The organism is Sinorhizobium sp. BG8, assembly GCF_016864555.1.
In the GTDB taxonomy this organism is placed as follows: domain Bacteria; phylum Pseudomonadota; class Alphaproteobacteria; order Rhizobiales; family Rhizobiaceae; genus BG8.
In genome coordinates, this window is record NZ_CP044012.1 from 782,673 (window position 1) to 805,397 (window position 22,725).

Here is a 22,725-nt window from a genome sequence, read left to right on the forward strand (position 1 = left end):
CGCCCAGGGTCACAATGCCGGGCAGTCGGTTGGCGTCTGCCCATGTTGTCAGGCTGGGGCGACCCCTGCCCCCAGAACGAAGCCCGGTGGGCAGTCGTATCTGCCCACCGGGAACTCAACGTCTTTCAGCCAATTATCAGAATGACTGATAGGCCGAAATGACAGCAGCGACCTGCCCGGCGTCGAGCGCCTGGATTTGCGCCGTCGTGATGGCTTGCAGCTGGCTGCTCGACAGGCTCATGATATCCGCCGTGGACAGCCCGGCGATGGCCGAAGAGCTGATCGAAGCAATATCGGCGAGCGAGAACGTCGCCAGATCCTCGGTGCCGAGAGCTGCGATCTGCGCCGAATTCAATCCGGCCACCTGTGTATCGGTCAGCGCCTCGACCTGTTCAGTGCTGAGGGCGCTGATCTGCGCGGTGGTCAGCCCCAGCACAGACTTCGGGTTCATGGCCGCGATCTGATCGGTCGAAAGGGCGGTGATGTTGCCGGTGCCCAGCGCAGCGAGCTGGACGGCGCTGAACGCTTCAATCTGATCGGTGCTCAAGGCGGCGACCTGGGCCGTCGTCAACGCCTTTACCTGGTTGAAGGTCAGCGCCGCGATCTGGTTCGTCGTCAGCGCCGCCGTCTGCTCGGAGGTCAGTGCCGCAACGGCACTGGTCGAGAAACCAGATATGGCAGCCGAACTAATCGCCGCGATCTCCTCGCTCGAGAAGGTTGCGAGGTCCTGGGTAGACAATCCGGCGATTTGAGCCGACCCCAATGAAGCGATCTGGGTTGAGGACAGTGCGTCGATCTGGCCCGTCGACAGCGCAGCAATCTGCGCGGACGTCAGACTCCCGATCGCCTTGGTGGCGAGAGCGGCGATCTGGTCGGTGGAAAGTGCTGCTATCGTGGAGGTCGACAGAGCCGAGACGGCAGCCGAACTCAGCGCTGCGATCTGACTGGTGGTCAAGTTGGTGATATGGGCGGACCCCATCGCCTCAAGCTGGCTGGATGTCAGCGCCGCAACCTGGTTTGTCGTCAAGGCCGCCGTCTGGCTTGCGCTGAGCGCCGCGATGTTCGCGGTCGTCAACCCCGCGATGGCAGCCGAGCCGATCGCCGCGATGTCGTCCGTCGACAAGGCTGCAATATCCTCGGCAGCGAGAGCTGCAATCTGCGTCGATCCCAGGGCCGCAATCTGGGCGGAGGACAGGGCGTCGATTTGCTCGGTCGACAATGCGACGATCTGTGCAGACGTCAGGTTTCCGACCGCCTTGGCGCTGAGGGCGGCAATCTGGTCGGTGGACAGCGCCGCGATCGTGGAGGCCGACAGCCCCGTGATGGCAGTCGAGCTCAGCGCCCCGATCTGTTCAGTCGTCAGATCGTCGATCTGGGACACGCTCAGGGCTGCGATCTGGCTCGATGTCAACGCCGCGATCTGGTTTTTCGTCAGGGCCGCAGTTTGTTCGGAGTTAAGAGCAGCGATGTTGCTCGTCGAAAGGCCCGATATGGCAGCCGTGCTGATGGCGGCGAGATCATCGGTCGAAAGCACTTCGAGGTCCGCGGCCGTGAGGGCTGCGATCTGGGCTGATCCCAGCGCGGCAATCTGGGCTGTCGAAAGTGCGTCGATCTGGAGCGACGATAGCGCAGCGATCTGGGTGGAAGTCAGACCGCTGATCGCCTTCGTGCTCAGGGCGGCAATCTGGTCGGTGGAGAGTGCTGCGATATTAGTGGTCGACAATCCGGGAATGGCCGTCGAGCTGAGAGCGGCGATCTGTCCGGTGGTCAGGTTACCGATCTGGGTTGACCCCATGGCTTCGAGCTGGCTGGAAGCAAGCGCTGCAATCTGGCTGTTCGTCAGGACGGCCACCTGGGCGGTGCTCAGCGCAGCAATATTTTCAGCCGCGAGCTTGGAGATGGCTGCTGTGCTGATCGCGGCGATGTCCTCTGTCGAGAAGGTCGCCAGATCGGCCGTGCTCAGCGTGGCAATCTGCTGGGTGCTGAGGCTCGCAACCTGCGAGGACGTCAATGCCTCGACCTGCGCCGTCGACAAGGCATCGACCTGTGCCGAGGTCAAGCCTGACACAGTTTTCGTGCTGAGCGCTGCAATCTGGTCGGTCGACAGCGTCACAATGCTGTCGGTCGAGAGTGCTGCAACTTGCGCTGAGCTCAGGGCGCCAATCTGCGATGTGGTCAGCGTCGTGATCAACGCTTCGATCTGACTGGTCTGCAACGCGGCGATCTGGCTGGTCTTCAGGGCCGCAATCTGGTCCGTGCTGAGCGCCGATATGTTGCTGCTGGAGAGACTGGATATCGCAGCCGTGCTGATCGCGGCGATGTCGTCGGTCGAGAAGGTTGCAATGTCAGCCGAGTCCAGTGCCGCGATCTGGTTCGAACTCATCGCAGCGACGAGCGCGGACGTCAGCGCCTGCGCCTGATCGGTGCTCAAGGCTTCGACCTGTGTCGATGTGAGGCCGGGGATCGCCTTCGTGCTCAAGGCGGCAATCTGATCCGTGGAAAGAGCGGCAATGCTGCCGGTCGACAGGGCCTTCACCTGCAGAGAGCCGAGGGCACTGATCTGCGCCGTGGTCAATGCGGCTATCAGCTCGGAGGTAAGCGCCTCGACCTGGGTCGTCTTCAAGGCAGCGATCTGGGCGGTGGTCAGCGCCGACGCCTGGTCGATGCTGATAGCGGCTATATTCCCCGTCGTAAGCCCTGCAAGAGCCGCGGCGCTGATTGCCGCGATTTCGGCAGTCGAGAAGGTCGCGAGATCCTCGGAGGTCAGAGCTGCGATCTGCGCCGATCCCAATGCGGCGATCTGCGCGGACGACAAGGCCTCTGCCTGCGCGATCGACAAGGCCGCCACTTGTGTCGAGGTGAGGCCAGGCACCGCCTTCGTGTTGAGGGCGGCAATCTGCTCGGCGGAGAGCGCGGCAAGGCTGTCGGTGGTGAGAGCTTTCACCTGCTGTGAGCCGAGGGCGTTGATCTGCGCCGTGCTCAGTGCACCAACCAGCTCGGGGCTCAAGGCTTCGATCTGAGTCGACTTCAACGCAGCCAGCTGGCTCGTCTTGAGGGCCGCCACCTGGGCGAGACTCAGTGCCGCGATGTTGGCGGTCGAGAGCCCGGCTAGCGCGGCCGTGCTGATCGCCGCGATCTCAGCGGTCGTGAATGTCTCTATATCGTCCGAGCTGAGAGCCGCAACCTGGGTCGAGCTCAAAGCTGCGATCTGCGCCGAAGACAGGGCGTCGACCTGGCCGATCGACAGGGCGGCCAGCTGTGTTGAAGTCAGGCCGGATACCGCCTTCGTGCTGAGGGCAGCGATCTGGTCATCGGTCAGGGCCGCAATGCTGCCCGTGGAGAGCGCCGCGATTTGCGCCGAACTCAATGCACCGACCTGCGATGAGGTCAACGCCGGTGCCAAAGCCTCTATCTGGCTCGCCTTCAATGCCGCTATCTGGGCCGATTTCAGGGCCGCCGCCTGATCGAAGCTGAGTGCAGATATGTTGTCGCTCGACAGAGCGGATATCGCGGCCGTGCTGATCGCCGCAATTTCAGCAGTCGAGAAGGTCGCAAGATCATCGGTGGTGAGTGCGGCGATCTGCGTCGATCCCAATGCCGCGACCTGGGCAGTCGTGAAGGCTTCGGCCTGCGCGGTCGACAGGGCAGTGATCTGCGCCGAGGTCAGGCCCGGAACCGCCTTAGCGTTGAGGGCCGCGATCTGCCCGGTGGACAGGGCTGCAATGCTGTCGGAGGAGAGGACCTTGACCTGCTGCGAGCTGAGCGCAGCAATCTGCGAGGTGGTAAAGGCCGCGATCTGCGCGGAACTCAAAGCGCTGATCTGGTTTGTCTTGAGCGCGGCGATCTGGGCGGTCTTCAGTGCTGCTGCCTGGCTCGAACTCAGCGAAGCAAGCGCGCTGGCCGACAGTCCCGAGAGCGCACTGGCGCTGATCGCGGCAATTTCCGCAGTCGTGAATGTCGCAATATCCTCCGGCGCCAGTGCCGCAAGCTGCGCCGCGCTCATCGCGCCAACCAGCGTGGTCGTCAGGGCCTCGACCTGTACGGTCGACAGGGCAGCGACCTGGGTCGAAGTCAGACCCGGTATAGCCTTCGCGTTCAGAGCGGCGATCTGGCTCGTGGAGAGAGCTGCGATGCTGTCCGTCGATAGCGACTTGACCTGCTGCGCGCTGAGGGCTGCAATCTGAGACGTGGTCAGCGACGCAATGAGGTCGGTACCCAGCGATCCGATCTGGACGGTCTTCAGGGCCGCGATCTGGGTGGCCTTCAGGGCCGCGACCTGGCTGAGGCTAAGGGCGGCGATGTTGTCGCTCGACAGGCCCGAAATCGCGGCCGTAGTGATCGCCGCGATCTCAGACGTGGAGAACGTCGCCAGATCTTCGGACGACAGAGCCGCGACCTGGACCGCGCTCAGGGCTGCGACCTGGGTCGACGTCAGAGCCTCGACCTGAGCGGTCGACAGAGCGGAAACCTGCGTCGAGGTGAGGCCAGCGACCCCCTTTGCGCTCAGGGCGGCAACCTGACTGGTCGAGAGAGCGGCAATATTGTCGGTGGACAGAGCCTTGACCTGCTGCGCACTGAGCGCGCTGATCTGCAACGTGGTCAGTGCTGCGATCACATCGGAACTTAACGCCGCGATCTGGCTGGTTTTCAGCGCGGCGATCTGGCTTGTCTTGAGGGCCGCCAGCTGGGCGGAGTTGAGCGTCGCGAGGTCGCTCGCCGACAGGCCCGACAGCGCACTTGCACTGATCGCCGCGATTTCGGCAGTCGTGAAGGTGGCGATATCCTCAGGAGACAGTGCGTCGATCTGCGTCGCGCGGAGGGCTGCGATCTGCGAGGACGTCAGCGCTTCGACCTGTACCGTGTCCAGACCATCGATCTGGGTGGTGCTGAGTGCCGCAATCTGCGCCGTTCCAAGGCTTCCGATCTTGTTCGCATTAAGAATGGCAAGCTGATCGAGACTCAGGCCGACGATCGCCGTGGCCGAGATAGCACTGAGCTGCTTTGTGGAAAAGGCGGCCAGATCCTCCGTCTCCAGCGCGGCAATCTGGGAAGAGGACAGGGCCTTGATCTGCGTTGTAGACAGCGCAGCGATGTCTTCCGTGGTCCAGGTCGCAATCGACGCGGCACTAAGAGTCCTGATAGTGCTGACGCTGAGCGAAGAAATGGTCGAAGTCATAAACAAAACCCTTTGATGCTATCCTGCCGCCTGAATCACGCTTCCAAACTTCCGCAAAACAACGAAAGCCCTGCCACCACGGCCTCCCCGCGCCCGGATACGCTGCCGGCGTCAGCAGCGCTCCTCAACGCAGAGACGAGCGTCGATCCCCCGACCTACCCGTGCGCTAGAAAAGAGTATGGAGATAGGCTTGCTTGAACCTGATCTGGACAGTGATGCGGGAACGGGAGCCCGGTGTCGCATACTGCCCCCGAGGCTTGGGCCGGCTACGAATTTTTCGGCGCTAGTGACCGCGCAGCGCGTCAGCAGATGGCATCGCTGGAGTGGTTGGAGCCGCCGCAATCACAGGGAGGCAGGCCTTCGTCCCCGTGAATCCAAGGGGAAGCCGGGAAGTTTGTACTCCCGTTCGACCATGGTAAAAGAGGCCCGGACAGCAGTGTACCGGTTTTATCCTACACCGAAGCGCAGCGGTGATTGCGTTGCTCCTGCGGGGTCGTCGACTCAGTCGGACGGAAGTCGCGCAGAACGCTCTCAGGCGTGGTCTCAACGGGATGTACGCCATTATGTCTGGGCGCACCCTTCGTGAGAGCGTGATTCTTTCAGGCGATTCTATCGGTCGGCATCTCGGAGATATGTTGATGCCTGCAAGCTCACTCTTGCGGACGACTCATCGCTGAACGGATCGACCCCCGACGCTCAGCGTATTTGCTCGCATGTCCAGTTGGAGCGCGCACGAAACACCGTCTCCGCGGCGTGTTCCGGGTCCCTGTCGGTCGCCCGCACCTGCCAAGCTTCAGAGCGCCCTGGTCTGGGCGCTCCAGTTTTCAAGCTGCCCGGACACCGGGGGGAAGCGGAATTTCGATGTCGACCTCGAGGGTAGTCACATGCTCCCCACGGTCCATGGTGACGCTCACCTTGTCGTCATCGATCTGGACATGCTTCGCAATGACGGCGAGAATCTCTTCCCTGAGAACTGCAACTAGATCCGACTGACCCACCGACGCTCTTTCGTGAGCGAGAAGGACCTGCAGGCGCTCGCGCGCCATCGGCGCGGAACTCTGCTTGCGGAACAAACGGAAAATGCTCATGCTGCCCTCCGTCCGAATATTTTACCAAGGAACCCGCGCTTTTCGCCCGGAATGGTCATAGGCACCGTTTCGCCGGCAAGCCGACGCGCGGCATCGAGATAAGCGATTGCCGGCGCGCAGCGGTTGTCAGCAAGCGTTACCGGAGCACCGATGTTGGATGCCTTCAGGACGTCCACGCTTTCCGGAACAATTCCGAGCAGCGGGATCGACAGGATTTCCAGGACATCCTCGACCTTCAGCATGTCGCCCCGTTCGGCGCGGGCGGCATCGTAGCGTGTCAGAAGCAGATGCTTCTCCACCCGGTCACCCCGCTCGGCCCGCTCCGTCTTGGAGTCGAGAAGACCGATGATACGATCGGAGTCGCGAACGGAAGAGACTTCCGGATTCGTCACGACGACGGCAACGTCGGCATGGCGCATCGCGAGCGTCGCACCGCGCTCGATCCCCGCAGGACTATCGCAGATGATCCAGTCAAAGTGCTTCTTGAGGTCTTCCATCACGCGCATGACACCCTCTGGCGTGAGGCTGTCCTTGTCGCGGGTCTGAGATGCCGGGAGCAGGAAGAGCGTGTCCAGGCGCTTGTCGCGGATCAGCGCCTGCGGAAGCTTCGCGTCGCCCTGGATGACATTCACCAGGTCGTAGACGACCCGGCGCTCGGCACCCATGACGAGGTCGAGATTGCGCAGGCCGACGTCGAAGTCCACGACGACCGTCTTCTCGTTGCGCTGCGCGAGTGCCGCTCCGAGCGCCGCAGACGAAGTCGTCTTGCCGACACCGCCCTTGCCTGATGTAACAACAACTACTTTCGCCATCTTCCGCTCCTGTTTCTGGCCGGCAGCCGGCTCAGTTAAGTCTTTCTGCCATGATCGATTCGTCTTCGAGCCAGAGCTGGACCGCCTGCCCCCGAAGCTTTGGCGCCATGTCGTCTGCTGTCTTGTAGACACCGTCGATGGCCAGCAGTTCCGCCTCGAGCCGACGGCAGAAGATGCGCGCCGATGCATTCCCTACCGAGCCCGCCAATGCGCGCCCTCTGAGCGTGCCGTAGATATGGATGGATCCACCGGCGATGATTTCCGCGCCGGAGGCGACCGATCCGATGACGGTGACGTCGCCTTCCGGAAAGATCACCGATTGCCCTGAACGTACCGGCTCCCGCACGATGATCGACGCCGGCGCCCTCAACAGTTGCGGATCCTGGCGGATGACCGGAGCCTTCTCCAGGACGGCTTCCGCCGCCGGCTCGGCCGCTGCAGCCTTCTCGACCGCTGGAGCCTCCTCGGGGACCTCGATGTCGGGACCCGGGCGCCCGCCTTTCATGGCCGGCGGTATGCCAGGCCCATGCAGCGATGCCCGTCCGCCTTCGATGCCCATGACCCGCACGTTGCGTTTCGCCAGATCCTCGACGAGGTCCTTCAATCGCGGCCGGTCGATATCGATCTCGGAAAGGTCGAGCACGATCGGCCGTTCCAGGAAGAAGCCCGCCGAACGCGCGGCGAGATCGTCAAGCCGCTCGAGCCACTGATCGAGGGGCAGTTCCGGAGAAAGGACGAGCGCCAGGAATGACCGGCCCTTGACACGGATCGAGCGAGCTTCTGTTAACACTTTGGAAATCTTCGTTAATTTTTCGTTCTCAAGACCTACGCGATTCACGGTTAACAAATGGTTAACGCGCAGTCCCTCCATCCCATATTTGGCAGCGGAAAACGCTTCGGACGCGGGTTGGAAGAGCGGGTCGGAAAACCCGAAGGCTTGTACGCCGCAAGGGTATCAATCTCCGCTGCGGCAGAGGGCGACATCCGGGGAAAATCCGCCCCTCCCAATAGGCATAGGAAGCCCACAGACAAGACCTCTGGCGCGTACGGCAAGAAGCCGTCCCCTCAAAGAAAAAAGCCCGCGCACTCGTCGTTGCGCAGGCCCTTCGTCTATCCAGGCTGTCGAAGGGTCAGAGGTTCTTCGAGCCGGGTGATACGGTGCTCTGATCGAGCGCACGGGTAACGCCGAGCGCGACGAGCGTGCAGATCGCGCCCGAAATCAGGTATCCGCCGATAAAGATGATGCCGAAGCTGCTGGCGAGCCCGAGCGCCACCAGAGGGGCGAAGGCGGCACCAACCAGCCAGGCGAGGTCGGAGGTGAGAGCGGCACCGGTGTAGCGGTAGTACTTGCCAAAGCGCGACGAGACGACGCCGGAGGCCTGGCCGAACGACAGGCCGAGAATGCCGAAGCCGATGATGATGAACGCATCCTGCCCCTTGCCGCCAGCCTCAAGGAGGAAGGGCGCCGAGAACGAGAAGATCGCGATGATGACCGCACCAATCATCAACTGGCTGCGGCGCCCGATTCGGTCGGCAAGGACACCCGACAGTACGATACCGATGAGGCCAACCGCGGCACCCGCCACCTGCACCCGCAGGAACTCACCAGTGGACTGGCCGCCATGCAGCGTAATCCAGCTCAAGGGGAAGATCGTCACCAGGTGGAACATGGCAAAGCTTGCGAGCGGAACGAAGGCACCCAGCACGACGTCACGGGCATGCTTGCTCAGCATCTCGAAAATCGGCCGGGCTTCCAGCTCCTGTGCCTCCATGGCCGCACCGAACTCGGCGCTCGCAACGATGCGCAGCCGCGCGAAGAGCGCAACGACGTTGATCGCAAAGGCCACGAAGAACGGATAGCGCCAGCCCCAATCGAGGAAATCAGCCTCCGAGAGGTTGGCCACGAAGTAACCGAACAGGACGCTCGCAAGGGCGAAGCCGAACGGGGCTCCGAGCTGCGGGATCATGGCATACCAGCCGCGCCGGTTCGCAGGCGCATTGAGGCTGAGGAGCGATGCCAGACCATCCCACGCGCCACCGAGCGCGAAGCCCTGCCCCAGCCGGAACAAGGCGAGCAAGGCTACCGCCCAATACCCGATCGAATCATATCCAGGCAGGAAGGCGATCGAGGCGGTCGACCCGCCGAGAATCAGCAGCGCGATCGTCAGCTTCGTTCCGCGCCCATAGTTGCGGTCGAGCCACATGAAGATAAAGGAACCGACCGGCCGCGAAATGAAGGCGAGCGGAAAGATCGCAAACGACATGAGGATGGCGGCGAGCGGGCTCGACGCGAAGGGGAAAATCAGCTTCGGAAACACGAGTACGGAACCGAGGCCGTAGACGAAGAAATCGAAGAATTCGGACATGCGACCGATGATCACACCGATTGCGATGCTGCCTGGAGAAATCGGCTTGTCGCCATGAATTCGGCGGGCGTCCCTTTCGAAACCCGATGATGTTGGATTGACGACCGTGACCATGCATTCTTCCTCCCGGCGACAATTCGCCTCTTCGAAATGTCGATCAAAGATCGGGCGAGATCAAGGATTGAGTGGAAAAAAGCTGCTCTTCGTGCCGCTCAGCACTTTCTGGAACGACATCCTGTCCTAGATCCTCGCTTGGCGCCTCCTCGGCCCGCATTTCGGCGGCACTGGGGAACGCCGGAAAAGGGAGTCGGTTGCATTGCTGCACTGCGACAGATTGCTGCACTGCGACGAACGACCTCATTCCAGTCGAAGTCCTACCGCGATTAGTGCGAAAATAGACAAACGTAAATTCGAGCCTGAAATGTCCACTCAGTTAAATACGATAGGACGGCTGGTCGCCCTGCTGTCCGTCCTGGCGCTTTCCGGATGCAACATGGTCGTCATGTCGCCTTCGGGAGATATCGCCGTGCAGCAAAGAGACCTGATCATCGTCTCGACCGTGCTGATGCTCCTGATCATCGTACCGGTTGTTTGCCTCACTTTTTTCTTCGCCTGGCGGTATCGCGGTTCCAATACCCGCGCAAAATATGACCCTGAATGGCATCATTCGACCGGCCTCGAAGTTATCATCTGGTCGGCGCCACTTGCGATCATCATCGCTCTCGGCGCGGTGACCTGGATCAGCACCCACAAGCTCGACCCCTACCGTCCGCTCGACAGGATCGACGCGGAGCGCGCCATTCCCGCTGAAACGAAGCCGCTGACGGTCGAAGTGGTCGCGCTCGACTGGAAGTGGCTGTTCTTCTATCCCGACTATGGGATTGCCACAGTCAACGAGATGGCAGCACCGGTGGATGTGCCGATCAACTTCAAGATCACCGCATCCTCCGTCATGAACTCGTTCTACGTGCCCGCGCTTGCCGGCATGATCTATGCGATGCCCGGCATGCAGACGCAGCTCCATGCCGTCATCAACAAGGAAGGCGTTTTCGAAGGCCTCTCTGCCAACTATAGCGGCGACGGCTTCTCGCACATGCGCTTCAAGTTCCACGGCGTCCAGCAGCAAGGCTTCGACGAATGGGTGGCGCGCGTGAAGTCGCAAGGTACCGCACTCAACAGGGACGCCTACCTGAAGCTCGAAAAGCCGAGCACCAGGGAACCCGTACGATATTTCGCCACCGTCGAGGACGGCCTTTTCAACGCCATTCTCAACATGTGCGCCCACCCGGGCCAGATGTGCATGAACGAGATGATGCACATCGACATGATGGGTGGCGCCGGCAAGGAAAGCCACGAGAATCGCGAGAAGCTGGAGTACGACAATCGCCATGCCGGTGAAACCGGGCACGGAATTGCCGCGCCCGCCGCAACCTTCCCGGCTACCGGCAATCCGGCGCGCAGCGAGGAACCGGCAGAAGGCGTCGACACCCAGCAGCCGATGAACCACGACGCCCAGAACGGGCACGAGGGCCACACCATGCCCGAGAACGGAAACAACCAGGACGGTGTCGCGCCCGCGCAGTTGAATAACGGCGCCAAGCACCACTGACTCCGCATATCAAGAAATTTTGGACAGACCCATGTTCGGCAATACAACTCTGACGGAATTCATATTCGGGCGGCTCTCCTGGGAGGCCATCCCCTATCATGAACCAATTCTCGTCGTGACTTTCATCGCTGTTGCGCTGGGCGGCATCGCCGTCCTGTCGCTCATCACCTATTTCAAGCTCTGGGGCTATCTCTGGAAGGAATGGTTCACGAGTGTCGATCACAAGAAGATCGGCATCATGTACGTGATCCTGGCGCTTATCATGCTGATGCGCGGCTTCGCTGACGCCATCATGATGCGCATCCAGCAGGCGATCGCCTTCAACGGCAGCGAAGGTTACCTCAACCCGCATCACTACGACCAGATCTTTACCGCCCATGGCGTGATCATGATCTTCTTCATGGCAATGCCGTTTGTGACGGGCCTGATGAACTATGTAGTGCCGCTGCAGATTGGTGCGCGCGACGTCTCCTTCCCGTTCCTGAACAACTTCTCGTTCTGGATGACCACGGCCGGCGCTATCATCATCATGATGTCGCTCTTCGTCGGCGAATTCGCCCGGACCGGGTGGCTCGCCTACCCGCCGCTGTCGGGCGCGGACTACAGTCCGGGAGTGGGGGTCGACTATTACATATGGGGCCTGCAGGTGGCGGGCGTCGGCACGACATTGTCGGGCATCAACCTGATCGCGACGATCGTGAAGATGCGCGCACCGGGCATGACGATGATGAAGATGCCGGTCTTCACCTGGACCTCGCTCTGCACGAACATCCTGATCGTCGCGACCTTCCCAATCCTGACCGCAACCCTGGCCCTGCTGTCGCTCGACCGCTACGCCGGCACGAACTTCTTCACCAATGACCTTGGTGGCAATCCGATGATGTATGTGAACCTCATCTGGATCTGGGGGCATCCTGAAGTATACATTCTGGTGCTGCCCGCGTTCGGCATATTCTCGGAAGTCGTCGCCACCTTCTGCGGCAAGCGCCTGTTCGGCTACGCATCGATGGTCTACGCAACCTGCGTGATCATGATCCTGTCGTATCTCGTATGGCTGCATCACTTCTTCACGATGGGGTCGGGTGCCTCGGTGAATGCCTTCTTCGGCATTACCACCATGATCATCTCGATCCCCACAGGTGCGAAGATGTTCAACTGGCTCTTCACCATGTATCGCGGCCGTATCCGCTATGAAGTGCCGATGTACTGGACGGTGGGCTTCATGTTCACCTTCGTGATCGGCGGCATGACCGGCGTCCTGCTGGCCGTCCCCCCGGCGGACTTCGTGCTGCACAACTCGCTGTTCCTCATCGCCCATTTCCACAACGTCATCATCGGCGGTGTGGTGTTCGGCCTGATGGCAGGCATCGTCTACTGGTGGCCGAAGGCCTTCGGCTACAAGCTCGATCCCTTCTGGGGCAAGATGAGCTTCTGGTTCTGGCAGATCGGCTTCTTCTTCGCCTTCATGCCGCTCTATGTACTCGGCCTGATGGGCGTGACCCGCCGCGTTTCGCAGTTCGAGGATCCGTCGCTGCAGATCTGGTTCATCATTGCAGCCTTCGGCGCCTTCCTGATCGCGCTCGGCATCGCATCCTTCGTCATTCAGATCGTTGTCAGCTACCTCAAGCGCGACCAGCTCCGCGACTTTACCGGCGACCCCTGGAACGGCCGTACGCTGGAGTGGTCGACCTCGTCGCCGCCGCCGGACTACAACTTCGCCTTCACGCCCGTCGTGCACGACCACGACAGCTGGTACGACATGAAGAGCCGTGGTTACGAGCGTCCGCTCGGCGGGTTCAAGCCGATCCACATGCCGAAGAACACCGGAACGGGCGTCATCCTGGCCGGCCTCAGCGTCGCCCTTGCCTTCGCACTGATCTGGTACATCTGGTGGCTGGTGATCGTTTCCTTCATCGGCATCATCGCGGTGTCGATCGGCCATACGTTCAACTACAACCGGGACTTCTACATCCCCGCCGAGACCGTGACCGCTACCGAGGACGCGCGCTCCGAGTTGCTGGCGGAACGGACCTGACATGACTGAGAAAGCACACACTCAAGAAGCCACGGCCCCCAGTTCTATCTGGAGGAGGAACATCATCCCGAAGGCAGCACCATGCTGGGCTTCTGGATCTACCTGATGAGCGACTGCCTCATCTTCGCCGTGCTGTTTGCCACGCACGGCGTGCTGGGCCGCAACTATGCGGCGGGCCCTTCTCCGGCCGATCTCTTCGACCTGTCGCTCGTCGCCATCAACACGTCGATGCTGCTTTTGTCGTCGATCACCTACGGCTTCGCCATGCTCCAGATGGAGCGCAACGCCAAGATGGAGACCCTGTTCTGGCTTGGCGTCACCGGCCTCTTCGGCCTGGCCTTCCTCGGGCTGGAACTCTATGAGTTCTATCACCTGATCCAGGAAGGGGCAGGTCCAGGACGCAGCGCCTTCCTGTCGTCGTTCTTCACGCTCGTCGGCACGCACGGTCTGCACGTCACCTTCGGCATCATCTGGCTCATCACGCTGATGGTGCAGGTGAAGTTGCGCGGACTGATTCCGGAGAATCGTCGGCGCCTCATGTGCCTGTCGATGTTCTGGCACTTCCTCGACGTCGTCTGGATCGGCGTCTTCTCCTTCGTATACCTGATGGGAGTTCTCGGATGAGCTCGCAAGCCCACGCACCTGCCCACGAAGACGCCCACAACGTCCACCACGGTCACAGCCATGGTCACGATGCCGGACACGGCTCGCTCAAGACCTACATGATCGGCTTCGTCCTCTCCGTCATCCTGACCGCCATCCCGTTCTGGCTGGTCATGGGAGAGGTTTTCGACAGCAAGATCGTGACCGCCGTCCTGATCATGGCATTCGCAGCCGTGCAGATCGTTGTCCACATGGTCTGCTTCCTGCACATGAACCCGCGTTCTGAAGGCGGCTGGACGGTGATGGCGCTGATCTTCACGCTGATCATCGTGGCGATCATGCTTGCCGGCTCGTTCTGGGTCATGCATCACCTCAACGTGAACATGATGCCCATGTCGCCGGAGATGATGAAGAGCATGCCCTGAGGGAGGTTTGGCGCATGGCCGCTGACCACCCCCCGACCCATGATATGACCGGAGCTGGCCTGGACGGCCCGCCCCGGTCGCGTCTGCTCTTCGCGGGAGCGCTGCTGTTCCTCGCGTTCGCCTTCATCGGCCTCGGCACGTGGCAGATACAACGGCTGTTCTGGAAGCTCGACCTGATCGAGCGCGTGGACGCGCGGGTCACCGCCGAGCCGGTACCGCCACCGCCGATCGCCTCATGGGCGGGCATCAATGCCGCGAACGACGAGTACCGGCGCGTCACCACAACCGGTACTTTCGACCACGGGAAGGAAGTGCTGGTGCAGGCCGTGACCGAGCGCGGCTCGGGTTTCTGGTTGCTCACGCCGCTTCATCAAGCGGACGGAACGACGATCCTGATAAACCGCGGCTTCGTGCCCTCCGACCGTCGCGATCCGTCCTCACGCAGCGCGGGTGAAGTGACGGGGTCCGTTCAGGTGACCGGACTTTTGCGCTTGTCCGAACCGGGCGGCGCTTTCCTTCGTTCCAATGATCCCGAGAACGACCGCTGGTACTCTCGCGACGTCGCCGCAATCGCAGATGCCAAAGGGCTTTCCAACGTCGCCCCCTATTTCATCGACGCGGATTCGACTCCCAATCCTGGTGGCCTGCCAATCGGCGGCATGACGGTCGTAAGTTTCCGCAACAGCCATCTTGTCTATGCGCTCACCTGGTTCGCCTTGGCCGCGATGAGCATAGGCGGCGCCATTGCCCTGAGACGGTACAGGCCCTCGGCTCCGTAGCTCCTGTCTCCCGGAAGCGGTCAACGGTTCCGGAAGACATGGATCAGTACAATCGATCAAGGCGGCAATAGCGGTTCGCGACGTTCGCAATACGCCCTGGGAGCGATCCGCAAACGTCCGCGATGACCGCCTCCCTCGAGATGGGCGAACACGTCTACCCCTGCCGGGTTATTGTTGCTCCTTGCTGGTGAAATACCCTCGCGCCGAGAAATGCGACAGGGGGCAGCTTGCTAACGATTCCGCGACCAAACGAGATTGCCGTCGATATCGAACGGCTTGAAAAGAAATACGGAAACCACGTCGCGCTTTCCGATGTATCAATCAACATTCGGGACAACGAGTTCTTCACGCTGCTCGGACCCTCGGGTTGTGGCAAGACCACCCTGCTGCGGATGATTGCCGGCTTCGAAGAGATCACGTCGGGCAGGATCCGGCTGTTTCGCGAAGATATTGCCGACCTTCCGCCAAACCGCCGTCCGCTCAACACCGTCTTCCAGCAGTATGCCCTGTTCCCACACATGACGGTCCTGGAAAACGTGATGTTCGGTCTCCTGCGACTGAAGAAAGGTCGCGAGGAAGCAAAGGCACGGGCGCTGGCCATGCTTGGGTTGGTCCAGCTTTCGGCTTTTGCCGAGCGGCACCCGGCACAACTTTCCGGTGGACAGCAGCAGCGCGTGGCGCTCGCGAGAGCACTGGCGCCCAATCCGAAGGTCCTGCTGCTGGACGAGCCGCTCTCCGCGCTCGATCTCAAGCTCCGCCAGGCCGTGCGCCTCGAACTGAAGGAAATACAGCGGGAAACCGGCATCACCTTCATCTTCGTCACCCATGACCAGGAAGAGGCGCTGACCATGTCGGACCGCATCGCCGTGATGTCGGCGGGACAGGTACAGCAGGTCGGTACCGCCCGGGAGATCTACGAAATGCCGGAAAACCGCTTCGTGGCGGATTTCATCGGGGAAACCAACCTCATTCAGGTGACTGTCGCCACGCTGCGGGATGGAACGGCCGAGGTGATACTGCCGGGAGGCAGCAGGCTCAACTGTGCTGCGACGGGCCCCATCCAGCAACAGCCTCTGCATCTCTCCATCCGGCCGGAGCGGCTCGCGGTGGTTGCCGCGAACAGGGGCAGCCTGAACGGCGTCGTGACCGACCACATCTACCTCGGCACCGATACGCAGCTGAAGGTGCGTATCGCGGAAGGGGATGTGCTTCGCGTACGCATCCAGAATGGTGCAGATGCCGCAATCCCGGAGCCGGGCGCGAGCATTGGCCTGGCAATGGAGGCAGGCGCCGCACGCCTGGTCGCTGGCTGAATGGCCGCGGTGAAGACGACGGCGGATCCGCGCGGCAACAGCCGGATCTATCGGGGCCTAGCGCTGCCGCTGGTACTCCCGGCGTGGCTTGCAATCGGCCTCTTCCTGCTTGTGCCGGTCCTGATCATGGCCTGCTACTCCTTCCTCACCAAGGAATTCAGGGGCGGTGTCATCTGGGAATTCTCGATCTCTGCCTATGACCAGTTCATCTTCAATCGCGGGCTGTTCGGCGACGACCCGCCGACCCTCGAATGGACCTATGTGACGATCTTTGGCCGGTCGATCTGGCAGGCGGCAATGGCAACAGTGCTCTGCTTCGCCGTGGGCTTTCCGACCGCCTGGTTCATTGGAACGGCTAGTCCCCGGTTCCGTGGACTTCTGCTGTTTCTCATAACCGTGCCCTACTGGGTCAACCTGCTGATCCGAACGGTCTCCATGAAATTCCTGATCCGCGACAACGGGCCTCTCAACGAGTTCCTGATCTGGAGCGGGCTCATCAGCGAGCCGATCCATCTGATCAACACGAATTTCGCCGTCCAGCTCGGCCTGTTCTATTCCTACCTGCCGTTCATGGTCCTGCCGATCTATGCCAGCGTGGAACGCTACAATTTCCGTCTTTCGGAAGCGGCGGCCGATCTCTATGCCGATCGGTGGACGACGCTCAGGCTGGTGGTTCTGCCAACGATCATGCCCGGCATCGTCGCCGGGTGCATCCTCGTCTTCGTTCCGAGCCTCGGTGCATTTCTCGCCCCCGACCTGCTCGGCGGTGCCAAGACCTACATGATCGGTTCGCTCATCGAGGAACAGTTCAAAGGCAACGCCGGCAACTGGCCCTTCGGCGCGGCCGTGGCGATGGTCCTCCTGACAATCGTGATGGTGCTGCTGATGCTCTATGCCCGCAGCCGGAGGAGCGCCTGAAATGGCCCGCAAGACCGACCTGCGCCGCTACACAGGGTTCGGATTTATCGCCGCACTCTGCCTCACGATGCTCTACGCGCCCCTTGTGGTGGTAACCGTATACTCGTTCAACAGTTCGCCCTCGATCACGAAATGGCAGGGTTTCTCGCTTGCCTGGTATGGTGAGATATTCTGGGGCGAAAATGCCGAACGGTTCCAGTCCGCGGCACTGGTGTCCTTCACCATCGCTACGCTCGCGGCCCTGATCTCAACCGCAATCGCCATCGCGGCAGCGCTTGCGCTCTCGCGTGCAGGCAGGTTCCGCGGTCAGAGTGCTAGCCACGCGCTGCTGAACCTGCCGCTGACCGTGCCGGAGATCGTGACCGCAGTCGCCTGCCTGATCTTCTTCTCGGCAATCGGATTTCCGCAGGGTTACGTTTCCATACTCGTCATTCACGTCGTCTTCTGCGTGCCCTTCGCCTATCTCCCGATCGCGGCACGGCTGGAAGGTATCGACGACATGTACGAACAGGCGGCGCTCGACCTCTATGCCAGCCGCTGGGAAACCTTCCGCCTGGTGCTGCTGCCGCTCCTGATGCCGGGAATCGTGGCGGGCCTGCTTCTCGCCTTCATCATTTCGCTCGACGATTTTCTCATCACCAATTTCGTCAAGGGCGCCGGCGTCGAGACCCTGCCGACGGCGATCTACGGCTCGGTCAAGCTCGGCATAAAGCCAGACATCATGGCGATCTCGTCGCTGCTTCTCTGCTTTTCCGTGCTCTGCGTATCGCTCTCATACCTCATCGGCCGCATGGGGCGGAGACAATAAAATCATGCTTCAACAAAAGGGGACAATCATGAAAAGCTTCAGAAGCTTGGCTTCAGCATTCGCCATACTGGCCGCCAGCACGACCATTGCCCATGCCGAGGGCAAGCTCGCCCTGTATCACTGGTTCGAGTACATCCCGCAGTCGCTCCTCGACAAATTCGCCAAGGAATACGATGTCGAAGTGACCATGGACACGTTCGACTCCAATGAGGCGCTGCTTGCTGCCCTCAAGGCCGGCAAACTCGGTACCTACGACGTGACCGTGGCGGCCGACTACATGGTGAAGATTCTAGCTGCGGAAGGAATGCTGCAGCCGCTTGACCATGCCAAACTGTCGAACTTCGGGCGGATTGAGAAGCAATGGATCGATGTCCCGTTCGATCCGGGCCGGCAGTACTCAATTCCCTACCAGTGGGGAACGACAGGCTTTGCGGTCAATCGCGATGCCTACAAGGGCGATATCAACACCACGGACATCCTTTTCAATCCGCCGGCAGAACTGAAGGGCAAGATAAACATGCTGGACGCGCAGGGGGATCTGCTCGCCCTTGCCTCTATGCACCTCGGCATTCCGCAATGCACATCCGACAGAGCCCAACTGAAGGCGCTTAACGACTTGGTCATGAACGCCAAGGCCGACTGGGCGTCGATCAGCTCGGAAATCGCCAAGGACGTGCTGGTTTCCGGGGATGCCAAGGCCGGCATGATCTGGAGCGGCTACTCCGCAAAGGCGCGGGCCGAAGGGGCGAATGTGGAATATGCCTATCCGCGGCAGGGCTACATTTACTGGATGGACAACGCCGTGCTTTTGAAGGATGCACCGAACCCCGAGAACGGGATGAAGTTTTTGAACTTCCTGATGGAGCCGGAGAACATAGCCGCAATCAGCAACTACGCGCGCTTCCCCTCCGCCATCGAAGGTGCAGAGAAGTTCATGGACAAGGACCTGCTCGCCTCTCCCGAAGTCAGCCCTGCTGAATCCACCCACGGCGCCTTCGTCGAAGCCTGCCCGAAGGAGGTTCAAGTCTACTACGATGCGATCTGGACTAACCTGAAGAAGTAAAGCGGCCTAGTGCGAAGACGGCGGAACGAGAAGCTTCCGTCGTCTTCTCACGGTGGTATCCGATGATCACTTCCGGGATGCGGGTTCGAAAGGTAACGTGGCCCATCGCAGCGCCGCATCCGAAACGCAGCGCTGCAGGCACATGAAGCCTCACTGGACGAGTGCGGCGTCGCCCAGGCGCATGAAATCGCGCAGAAGTTGACGCATGAACGGGTCATTCGCCTTGCCTTGGACGCTGTCGTGCCTAGCCGTCTCGCGGATTGTTTCCGGCAGGACATGGCCCTTCTCGTCGAGGAGGCCCTCGAAGTATTCTGCGGTGAACTCGGGATGAGGCTGCACCGAGAGCGCAAAGCCCGGATAGTGAAGCGCAGCAAAGGCGCAGCTCTCGGAACGCGCAATCGGCCGCGCGCCTTGAGGCAGCTCCACCACCTGGTCCTGATGCCAGGCATTGGCGGCAAAGCTCCGTCCGTCCTCGCACTCATAGAGCTGCGGGCCGGCGATCCAGCCTTCGGAGGACTTTTCCACCTTACCGCCAAGGGCCTTGGCGATTACCTGGTGACCGAAACAGATCCCGATCAAGGGGCGACGCACGGATGCGAGACGGCGGATGAAGTCTTCGAGCGGTGGCAGCCAGGCGTGGTCTTCGTAGACGCCGTGACGGGAGCCGGTGATGATCCAGCCATCCGCATCCTCGGGCGAAGCGGGCAACTCACCGAACTCGACCTTGTAGGTTACATAGGAGAAATCATTCTCGCCGAGCAGCCAGCGCATGCGGGCATCATAATCGCCCTGCGCATCCGCCAGGCTCTCGGGCGCGCTGCCGGTCTGCAAAATACCGATGTTCATCAACAACTGCGACTCCTTCGTGTGTCACTGCAGATCATATAGGGCCTGCTCGCTCCACCCGCGACGGGTTCACCGAAACTTTTCTAGCTGCTGGAAATACCACATGCCGATGGCGAGCGCCTGATTTCCCAGATAGCGACCGACCGGCATTCGCCAGTGCCGCGCGCACGCGAAGACATCGAAATCGCGACTGTCGCCACAAAGCGCCGAAGCCATGATCTCACCGATGATATGGGAGGTGGCGACGCCGTGCCCTGAATAGCCCTGCGCATAGTAGACGTTTGCGGCGACCTTTCCCAATTGCGGAATGCGATTGATGGAAATGCCGTCCTGCCCTTGCCATCCAAAATCGATGCGGACGCCCTTCAACTGCGGGAATGTCTTTTCGATTGCAGGCCTCATCACGTCTTCGATGTTCCGCGTTTCCTTACCCGTGTAATTGGTACCGCTGCCGAACAGGAGTCGTTTGTCGGCTGTCAGCCGATAGTAGTCGAGCACGAAGCGCGTGTCGTAGACCGCGAGATCCTGCGGATTGATCGCCCTCGCCAGCTCTTCCGGCAGAGGCTCGGTCGTGACGATGCCGAGCGAGGCGGGAAACAGCATTCCCGCAAGCCTTGCCGGAGCGAGGCGATGGTAGGCATTCCCCGCAAGGAGCACCTTGTCAGCGCGCACGCGTCCCGCTGCGGTGACAAGTTCCGGGCGCTTTCCGTAATTGATTTTCTCCACCCTCGAATCCTCGTAGATTCGGGCACCCAGGCTACGGGCGGCATTCGCCTCTCCGAGGCAGAGATTGAGCGAATGGACATGCATGTTGCGGCGATTGACGAGCCCGGCGTGATAAATCTTCGTGCCGATGATCCCTTCTACTTCCGGCCCCCGCACGAACTGCACCTCGTCGCCCATTCCGTGGTCAAGCGCAGCCTGGTACATCGCCTCGAGTTCGGCGATATGGGAAGGCTTGTAGGCAGCCTGCATGTGGCCGAACTTGAGATCGCACGCGATGGCATACTTCTCCACCCGGCGCCGGATGATCTCGTGTCCGCGCCAACGAAGCTTCCACACAAAGTCAGCGGCGTCTTTCCCGAGCTTGCGGCGGAACTGCTTCTCCATCGCCCTGTCGCCGGAGAGGGAACCTGTAATCTGCCCGCCATTGCGGCTGGAAGCACCCCAGGCGATGCGGTTGGCCTCCAGCACCGCGACGCGGACGCCCCGCTCGGCGAGCTCGACCGCAGTCGATATGCCGGTAAAACCGCCACCGACGATGGCGACATCCACGTCGATGCTTTCCTCGAGGCGCGAAAAGCCATCGATCTTGTTGGCCGTGGCAGCGTAGTAGGACTTGCAATAGGATTCGGCCATGGGCGAGGCTTCCCGTTGTTGCGGATAGATAGGCTGGCGACAGTTCTAGACCGACAGACGGTAGGTCGCGACCTCGAAATCGGTCATGCGCGAAGCAAAGACATCCTGCTCCTGCTCCTTGCAAGCGCTGAAGGCGCTTACAAATTCCGGATACAGCAAGCGTCCGGCATTCTGCGAAGACCGCAGCCATTCAAGCGCCTGCCGCCAGTCTCTCGCGAGCTGGGGTGCATCGACCTGGTGCGAGTTGCTCTTGACCGGTTCGGAGGGCTGCGCTTGTCGCTGGATGCCGTCAAGCGCCCCGCTGAGGATGGCCGCGAGCACCAAGTAGGGATTGGCATCCGCACCAGCTACCCGATGTTCGATACGCCGGGCGACATGGGGACCGGCGGGGATGCGCACGGCGGCCGTGCGATTCTCGTACCCCCATGCCACTGTCGTCGGCGCCAGACCGCCCGGTGCGAGGCGACGGTAGGAGTTGAGGTGCGGTGCGAAGACAAGGGTCATTTCGGCCATGCAGTCCAGAAGTCCGCCGACGGCATGGCGCATCGCACTCGACCCGAGATCGGTGCCATTGTCGAAGATGTTGGCTCCGTTGGAGTCGAGAATGGAGAAATGAACATGCAGTCCGCTTCCGGCGTGCTCCTTGTAGGGCTTGGCCATGAAGCTTGCCAGATGCCCATGACGTTTGGCCACGTTGCGCATGATCTGCTTGAAGAACAGGGTGTCGTCGGCAATCTTCAATGCATCCGGCTTGTGCTGCAGGTTGAACTCGAATTGCCGGGGCGCACCTTCTGAAATCGCTGCTTCCACGGAAATGCCGGCGGCCTTCGCCATGGCATAGACATCGTCGAAAAATGACGAAAATTCGTTCAGTTCGTCGAGGGAGTAAATGTTATCGAACTCCCCGGGCTGGCTCGCAGCTCCGCCACGGGCGGGCGCCGGCAGCGCTTCAGCAGGATCGAGCAGATAGAATTCCACCTCGGTTGCGACGACAGGCGTCAGACCGGCCCTGGAATAGCGTTCAAGCACGTCCGCAAGCAGGCGCCGTCCATCGGCAAAATAGGGTGTTCCGTCTTCCTTGGTCATCCACATCGGCACGAGCGAACCCTGGCCACCCCACCCGAGATCGAGCGCCGCCCTGCCCGTCGGCATGCAGATTCCATCAAGATCGCCGCGCTCGAGCGTCAGTTGCGTACCCATGACGTCGGTGCCCCAGATGTCGACACCTATGGAGGACATCGGCATGCGGATACCGTCTGCCTCGACGCGCTCGAGTTTGTTGCGGGGTACACGCTTGCCGCGAAATATTCCATTCATGTCGCAGATGGCAGCCAAAACATACTCAGCTTCGGGCGAAATATTCGCTTCAAGTCGCTCCCGCGTCGTCAAGTCTACGTTCAACATAGCGCACTCCCAGAAAATCAGCGGATGATCGCAGGCCACCCGTTCAGTCTCGATGCACTTACCGCGGCCGGTCGTCGGCCCGTAATAACCCCACAAGGGTAGTGACCCGAAATATCGGTAT

At 61.1% G+C, this 22,725-nt stretch carries 17 protein-coding genes; 9 read left to right on the forward strand and 8 right to left on the reverse strand.

Features of this window, described 5'->3' with window-relative positions; genetic code table 11:
• Nucleotides 1-136: 136 nt before the first annotated feature.
• The 5 genes from F3Y30_RS24600 to F3Y30_RS24620 all read right to left on the reverse strand — a co-directional run bounded on the left by F3Y30_RS24600 (nucleotide 137) and on the right by F3Y30_RS24620 (nucleotide 9,556).
• Nucleotides 137-5,176 carry a hypothetical protein gene (locus F3Y30_RS24600; RefSeq protein ID WP_203426901.1) on the reverse strand — a complete coding sequence of 1,680 codons (5,040 nt, stop codon included), beginning with the start codon at nucleotides 5,174-5,176 and terminating at the stop codon, nucleotides 137-139.
• Between the two features lie 824 nt (nucleotides 5,177-6,000).
• Entirely contained in the window at nucleotides 6,001-6,264 is a 264-nt protein-coding gene (gene minE / locus F3Y30_RS24605; protein WP_203426902.1) for a cell division topological specificity factor MinE, read from the reverse strand.
• Nucleotides 6,261-7,076: a septum site-determining protein MinD gene (gene minD, locus F3Y30_RS24610; protein WP_203426903.1), complete on the reverse strand. Its 816-nt coding sequence runs from the start codon at nucleotides 7,074-7,076 to the stop codon at nucleotides 6,261-6,263. The genes minE and minD overlap by 4 nt, the downstream gene beginning before the upstream one ends.
• A gap of 31 nt (nucleotides 7,077-7,107) precedes the next feature.
• Nucleotides 7,108-7,875, reverse strand: a complete 768-nt coding sequence (gene minC, locus F3Y30_RS24615) for a septum site-determining protein MinC (protein WP_203427634.1) — start codon at nucleotides 7,873-7,875, stop codon at nucleotides 7,108-7,110.
• A gap of 331 nt (nucleotides 7,876-8,206) precedes the next feature.
• Nucleotides 8,207-9,556, reverse strand: a complete 1,350-nt coding sequence (locus F3Y30_RS24620) for an MFS transporter (RefSeq protein WP_203426904.1) — start codon at nucleotides 9,554-9,556, stop codon at nucleotides 8,207-8,209.
• A 307-nt stretch (nucleotides 9,557-9,863) separates the two neighbouring features.
• Here F3Y30_RS24620 and cyoA point away from each other — a divergent pair, with 307 nt between their 5' ends.
• From cyoA to F3Y30_RS24665, 9 genes are all read left to right on the forward strand, one after another.
• Nucleotides 9,864-11,051 (forward strand): ubiquinol oxidase subunit II, encoded by a 1,188-nt coding sequence (gene cyoA / locus F3Y30_RS24625; RefSeq protein ID WP_203426905.1) that lies wholly within the window; start codon nucleotides 9,864-9,866, stop codon nucleotides 11,049-11,051.
• Nucleotides 11,052-11,082: 31 nt separating this feature from the next.
• Nucleotides 11,083-13,086: a cytochrome o ubiquinol oxidase subunit I gene (gene cyoB, locus F3Y30_RS24630; protein ID WP_203426906.1), complete on the forward strand. Its 2,004-nt coding sequence runs from the start codon at nucleotides 11,083-11,085 to the stop codon at nucleotides 13,084-13,086.
• A gap of 48 nt (nucleotides 13,087-13,134) precedes the next feature.
• Entirely contained in the window at nucleotides 13,135-13,710 is a 576-nt protein-coding gene (cyoC, locus tag F3Y30_RS24635) for a cytochrome o ubiquinol oxidase subunit III (RefSeq protein ID WP_203427635.1), read from the forward strand.
• Nucleotides 13,707-14,114, forward strand: a complete 408-nt coding sequence (gene cyoD / locus F3Y30_RS24640) for a cytochrome o ubiquinol oxidase subunit IV (RefSeq protein ID WP_203426907.1) — start codon at nucleotides 13,707-13,709, stop codon at nucleotides 14,112-14,114. Before cyoC ends, cyoD begins: the two co-directional genes overlap by 4 nt.
• 14 nt (nucleotides 14,115-14,128) lie before the next feature.
• Nucleotides 14,129-14,893, forward strand: a complete 765-nt coding sequence (locus tag F3Y30_RS24645) for an SURF1 family protein (protein WP_203426908.1) — start codon at nucleotides 14,129-14,131, stop codon at nucleotides 14,891-14,893.
• A gap of 227 nt (nucleotides 14,894-15,120) precedes the next feature.
• On the forward strand, nucleotides 15,121-16,206 hold the full coding sequence (locus tag F3Y30_RS24650; RefSeq protein WP_246753030.1) for an ABC transporter ATP-binding protein: 1,086 nt from the start codon (nucleotides 15,121-15,123) through the stop codon (nucleotides 16,204-16,206).
• Complete coding sequence (locus F3Y30_RS24655; protein WP_203426909.1) at nucleotides 16,207-17,124, forward strand: ABC transporter permease; 918 nt, start codon at nucleotides 16,207-16,209, stop codon at nucleotides 17,122-17,124.
• A 1-nt stretch (nucleotide 17,125) separates the two neighbouring features.
• Nucleotides 17,126-17,932, forward strand: a complete 807-nt coding sequence (locus F3Y30_RS24660; protein ID WP_203426910.1) for an ABC transporter permease — start codon at nucleotides 17,126-17,128, stop codon at nucleotides 17,930-17,932.
• Nucleotides 17,933-17,960: 28 nt separating this feature from the next.
• Nucleotides 17,961-18,995: an extracellular solute-binding protein gene (locus F3Y30_RS24665; protein ID WP_203426911.1), complete on the forward strand. Its 1,035-nt coding sequence runs from the start codon at nucleotides 17,961-17,963 to the stop codon at nucleotides 18,993-18,995.
• A gap of 150 nt (nucleotides 18,996-19,145) precedes the next feature.
• Here F3Y30_RS24665 and F3Y30_RS24670 read toward each other — a convergent pair whose 3' ends face one another.
• From F3Y30_RS24670 to F3Y30_RS24680, 3 genes are all read right to left on the reverse strand, one after another.
• Nucleotides 19,146-19,841: a type 1 glutamine amidotransferase gene (locus F3Y30_RS24670; RefSeq protein ID WP_203426912.1), complete on the reverse strand. Its 696-nt coding sequence runs from the start codon at nucleotides 19,839-19,841 to the stop codon at nucleotides 19,146-19,148.
• Nucleotides 19,842-19,910: 69 nt separating this feature from the next.
• Nucleotides 19,911-21,200, reverse strand: a complete 1,290-nt coding sequence (locus F3Y30_RS24675; RefSeq protein ID WP_203426913.1) for an FAD-binding oxidoreductase — start codon at nucleotides 21,198-21,200, stop codon at nucleotides 19,911-19,913.
• Between the two features lie 45 nt (nucleotides 21,201-21,245).
• A complete protein-coding gene (locus F3Y30_RS24680) occupies nucleotides 21,246-22,604 on the reverse strand; it encodes a glutamine synthetase family protein (RefSeq protein WP_203426914.1) in 1,359 nt (452 codons plus the stop codon).
• Nucleotides 22,605-22,725: the final 121 nt, after the last annotated feature.

Excerpts from the sequence above, each read along its gene's own strand:
- F3Y30_RS24670 (WP_203426912.1), bottom strand. The coding sequence starts at position 19,841 with ATGAACATCGGTATTTTGCAGACCGGCAGCGCGCCCGAGAGCCTGGCG.
- cyoB (WP_203426906.1), top strand. The coding sequence starts at position 11,083 with ATGTTCGGCAATACAACTCTGACGGAATTCATATTCGGGCGGCTCTCC.
- F3Y30_RS24680 (WP_203426914.1), bottom strand. The coding sequence starts at position 22,604 with ATGTTGAACGTAGACTTGACGACGCGGGAGCGACTTGAAGCGAATATT.
- cyoA (WP_203426905.1), top strand. The coding sequence starts at position 9,864 with ATGTCCACTCAGTTAAATACGATAGGACGGCTGGTCGCCCTGCTGTCC.
- F3Y30_RS24660 (WP_203426910.1), top strand. The coding sequence starts at position 17,126 with ATGGCCCGCAAGACCGACCTGCGCCGCTACACAGGGTTCGGATTTATC.
- F3Y30_RS24645 (WP_203426908.1), top strand. The coding sequence starts at position 14,129 with ATGGCCGCTGACCACCCCCCGACCCATGATATGACCGGAGCTGGCCTG.
- minD (WP_203426903.1), bottom strand. The coding sequence starts at position 7,076 with ATGGCGAAAGTAGTTGTTGTTACATCAGGCAAGGGCGGTGTCGGCAAG.
- F3Y30_RS24675 (WP_203426913.1), bottom strand. The coding sequence starts at position 21,200 with ATGGCCGAATCCTATTGCAAGTCCTACTACGCTGCCACGGCCAACAAG.
- F3Y30_RS24620 (WP_203426904.1), bottom strand. The coding sequence starts at position 9,556 with ATGGTCACGGTCGTCAATCCAACATCATCGGGTTTCGAAAGGGACGCC.
- minE (WP_203426902.1), bottom strand. The coding sequence starts at position 6,264 with ATGAGCATTTTCCGTTTGTTCCGCAAGCAGAGTTCCGCGCCGATGGCG.
- F3Y30_RS24600 (WP_203426901.1), bottom strand. The coding sequence starts at position 5,176 with ATGACTTCGACCATTTCTTCGCTCAGCGTCAGCACTATCAGGACTCTT.
- F3Y30_RS24665 (WP_203426911.1), top strand. The coding sequence starts at position 17,961 with ATGAAAAGCTTCAGAAGCTTGGCTTCAGCATTCGCCATACTGGCCGCC.
- F3Y30_RS24655 (WP_203426909.1), top strand. The coding sequence starts at position 16,207 with ATGGCCGCGGTGAAGACGACGGCGGATCCGCGCGGCAACAGCCGGATC.
- cyoD (WP_203426907.1), top strand. The coding sequence starts at position 13,707 with ATGAGCTCGCAAGCCCACGCACCTGCCCACGAAGACGCCCACAACGTC.